General features: G+C 41.5%; 2 protein-coding genes and 1 pseudogene. All 3 read left to right on the forward strand.

Going from position 1 to position 2551, the window contains the following annotated elements; translation table 11 throughout:
• Positions 1–100, forward strand: a pseudogene (locus NEOC84_RS10130) (group II intron reverse transcriptase/maturase); the annotation flags it as partial.
• 543 nt (positions 101–643) lie between these two features.
• A complete protein-coding gene (gene ltrA, locus NEOC84_RS03340; RefSeq protein ID WP_166155283.1) occupies positions 644–1894 on the forward strand; it encodes a group II intron reverse transcriptase/maturase in 1251 nt (416 codons plus the stop codon).
• A gap of 154 nt (positions 1895–2048) precedes the next feature.
• A complete protein-coding gene (locus tag NEOC84_RS03345; protein ID WP_166155285.1) occupies positions 2049–2534 on the forward strand; it encodes a group II intron maturase-specific domain-containing protein in 486 nt (161 codons plus the stop codon).
• The last annotated feature ends 17 nt before the right edge of the window (positions 2535–2551 follow it).

Raw genomic sequence — 2551 nt, forward strand, 5'->3', positions numbered from 1 at the left:
TAGCCCAGTGCTTGCCAATCTATTTCTTCATTATGTATTTGACACGTGGATGACAAGGAAATATCCTAGCATGCCATGGTGTAGGTATTCTGATGATGGTGCGCCACGAACTTTGACAAGCCAACGGCGGGTCAAAGATGCTGTATAAGAGATTAGGGAAGGCCCCTAGTAACCGATGATTTAGGCATAGGTTACAAACCACCTTAAGCTGCATGGGTAAAGAGTCCATGTGGTGAGCGTTAAGGAAAAGGTATAGCAAGACTATATCAGGTGAGAGTTAAGGAGACGAATGCAAATGAACCACTGATGACGTGTCGAAAGAGTAGGGATGATGTCAAAACTGGGGGGCCGTCGTTAACCCAGGACAAATCTAAGGGAAACCTAATATTAACTGCTTAGATGGCATCCGGCATATAGGTGGCGTGAACTTAACTACAGGCTCTTATATGGAACGTGGGAACCTGTCGCCTTGATGAAAAGGGAGAAGTTCAAATGGAAGCCCCATAAGAACCAGAGTACCGATGCAAGGAACAGGGGCGGAATAGCCCGTAGTAGTGAAGAAGCCTTTGTAATAAAGGTGGAGCGAAGGGGACTATATTGTTTAGCTTAAGATTAATCGAACAACTGGAAACAGGAGGAATCGATGAATACAGCAAAGTCCTATTGTATTTCAAAATCCATTGTATGGGAAGCATACAAGAGAGTAAAAGCTAACAAAGGAGCAGCAGGTGTTGACGAAGAGTCTATAGAAGAATTCGAAAAGAATCTTAAAGACAATCTGTATAAACTTTGGAATCGCCTATCGTCGGGGAGCTACTTTCCGCCCCCCGTAAAGATAGTTGCCATACCAAAAAGTGATGGAAAGCTGAGAAAGCTGGGAATACCCACAGTATCAGACAGAATCGCACAGATGGTCGTTAAGCTGTATCTAGAGCCAGAGATTGACCCACATTTTCATCCTGATTCTTATGGATACAGACCTGGAAAATCAGCGTTAGAAGCCGTAGGAGTTGCTAGACAGAGATGTTGGCGCAACGACTATGTGATTGACCTTGATATTAAAGGATTTTTCGATAATTTAGACCACGAGCTCGTCATGAGAGCCGTCAAGAAACACACCGAAAGCCAATGGATTCTTCTGTATATAGAACGCTGGCTAAAAGCGCCAGAGCAAGATGCAGACGGAAAACTTATAAAAAGAGATAGAGGGACTCCACAAGGGGGCGTAATCAGCCCTTTACTAGCCAATCTATTTCTCCATTATGCCTTAGACGAATGGATGAGGAAATTCTATCCAGGTAATCCATTCGAGCGTTATGCTGATGATCTAGTGGTTCACTGTCAAACGGAAGCGGAAGCCAATGAAATAAAGAAAGCTATTGCAGAACGCTTAGCTCAATGCAAACTGGAGTTGCATCCTGTAAAGACAAAAATCGTCTACTGCAAAGATGATCAACGAAGAAAAAGATACCTAAACGAGAAATTTGATTTTCTGGGATATACTTTTAGAGCCAGAAGATCAAAGAATCGGTATGGAAAGCACTTCATCAACTTTAGTCCCGCAGTAAGCAATAAAGCAAAGAAAGCAATAACGAGTACGATGAGAAGTTGGAAAATGCATCTGAGCAGTGACAAGAAGATTGTAGATTTATCAAGAATGTTCAATCCTATGATAAGAGGTTGGATTAACTACTATGGTAAATATTACAAATCAGAACTCTATCAAATTTTCAATGTTGCAAACCGTACATTAGCAAGGTGGGCGGAAAGGAAATACAAGAGGTTAAGAGGCCACAGCAGAAGAGCAATGCATTGGTTGGGAGGGATCGCAAAACGAGAACCTCAGCTATTTGCTCACTGGAAAATGGGAGCCCTACCTGCGACTAGACAATAGGAGCCGTATGAGCTGAGAGGCTCACGTACGGAACTGTGAGAGCGTGAGGGTGTGATTCCCTCGCGCTACTCGACGATTAATACACTGTAACACAGAACAAGACGCTCAACACCTTCTAACAAATCTAAAGAAACGATTTGAAGAATGTAGTTTGATGCTTCATCCAGATAAAACAAAGATTATTTACTGTAAAGATGGAAGCCGCAAGGGAAAATACAAGGAAACAAAATTTGATTTTCTAGGCTATACCTTTCGGCCAAGACTGGTCAAAAACAGTAAACGAAATAACATATTTATAAGTTTTACACCAGCAGTAAGCCAAGCGGCGCTAAAATCTATGAAAGCAACCATTAGGCAATGGAATATAAGAAATAGAACAGATTTAGAACTTGGAGATATAGCCAAAACGTATAATCCAGTTATCAGAGGATGGCTAGTATACTATGGGAAATATTCTCCATCAGCTCTATACAAATTCTGCAGACATTTCAATAAGACACTAGTGGCTTGGGGAATGCGTAAATACAAGGAACTTGCAGGTCATAAAACAAGAACGACTATCTTTATAGGAAAGATAGTAAAAGAAAACCCAGGGTTATTTGTACACTGGAATAAAGGAATGATAGGAGCGTTTGCTTAATTGGGAGCGGTATGAAT

Origin of the sequence: Neochlamydia sp. AcF84, from assembly GCF_011087585.1 — a bacterium.
Classification (GTDB): Bacteria; Chlamydiota; Chlamydiia; order Chlamydiales; family Parachlamydiaceae; genus Neochlamydia.

What these genes read in the sequence shown, in the direction of transcription:
- ltrA (WP_166155283.1), top strand. Translation starts at nt 644, where the DNA reads ATGAATACAGCAAAGTCCTATTGTATTTCAAAATCCATTGTATGGGAA.
- NEOC84_RS03345 (WP_166155285.1), top strand. Translation starts at nt 2,049, where the DNA reads ATGCTTCATCCAGATAAAACAAAGATTATTTACTGTAAAGATGGAAGC.